Source organism: Chthonomonas sp. (assembly GCF_035294505.1).
GTDB lineage: Bacteria > Armatimonadota > Chthonomonadetes > Chthonomonadales > Chthonomonadaceae > Chthonomonas.
The window spans coordinates 1-1,178 of sequence record NZ_DATGKU010000030.1 but is presented as its reverse complement, the minus strand read 5'-3'; the positions used below and the strand labels follow the sequence as shown (position 1 = coordinate 1,178).

The 1,178-nt window shown below is 57.1% G+C and carries 1 protein-coding gene; it reads right to left on the bottom strand.

The window, feature by feature from the left end; all coding sequences use genetic code 11:
* On the bottom strand, window positions 1–489 hold a 489-nt coding region (locus VKV18_RS00995), incomplete at its 3' end, for a DUF6531 domain-containing protein (protein ID WP_324202364.1).
* Between the last annotated feature and the right edge of the window lie 689 nt (window positions 490–1,178).

Sequence of the window (1,178 nt, the reverse complement as noted above, 5' to 3'; positions counted from 1 at the left end):
GCTGCCGTCCTCCTGCACCCACACCACGTTTTGGGTGTTGGGAACGTGAAGCAGATAGCTGCGATAGCTGTGGCTCCATTTGGGGCCTAAGGGGCTGGTGCGGGAGGATTGGGAGTTATAGAAGAGGGTGAAGGCAAGCCCTCCACCGCGTCCATTCCATCCAAAGAGAGGGAAGGCTCCGTGGGCGTTGCCGGAGGCGAGGTTGGTATGGCCGATGCCAAGCCCTACGGGCGGGTGCCACGGTCGGGCGGGGCCTGGGGTAGGCGGGAGGGGTGGGGAACCGGTTGAGAGGGCTTGAGCTTGTTGAGGGCTTTCGAGGGAAGCTCCGGCGAGGAAGGCGGCTCCGAGGCTGGCGAGTGCGGAGGAGAGGAACTGTCTTCTGGGGATGCCGCGTTGGGACATGGTGGGTCGCGAGACGTTACCACCTACGGGGGGGGGGACACTCCCTTGCCCTTGTTGCTGTTTGCGTTGTTTTCTGTTCTTAGCCATTGAAGGTGTCTCCTTTGTTTTGGAATAGATTTAGTCTATGCCAAGAGGACTGGGGAGGCCTCTCGAAGGAGAGGAGGTCGCCTCAGGAGCCTCAGAATGGCCAAGGTTGGATATGCGGTTGTGTTGTCTGTGCTCGAAGGGGGAGCGTGTTCAGACAATCATAGTATAACACAGGGTAGTAGGGTATGTCAAGTAGTTTTATGGGTGTGGGGAAAAAATTTTTTTAGGAGATTTTGTTGGTGTAGGAAGGGCTAAGAGGGTAGTTATAGATGAGGGTAAGGGGCGAATAGAGATGCAAGAGAGGGAGTGTTGAAGTGAAGGGTCGTAGGGGTAACCCTTGAGGGGGGGTGCGTCAGCCTTGACGAGCCGGTGATGCGCCTATCATTTCAAGCCGAAGACAACTGTCATTTCGAGCCGATACCACACCTGTCATTTCGAGCCGAAGGCGAGAAATCTTGAGTTTCCATTCCCATCCGTTCTGGGGGCGAGGGGTGAAGCTGCAGAGACTGCCAATCTCACGGTTCTAGAGCCCGTTAGCAGAATAAGCTTATCTTGTTCGCCCCCTATCCCTTCCTTTCCCCCGATTCGGGAGGTGCTAGCGCACGGCGATGCAGCGGCCAGGGAGATAGGCGATGAAGGAAACGACACAGGCCGCTGAGGGGAAGGGCGTCGGCCTTGAGTTGCCCACC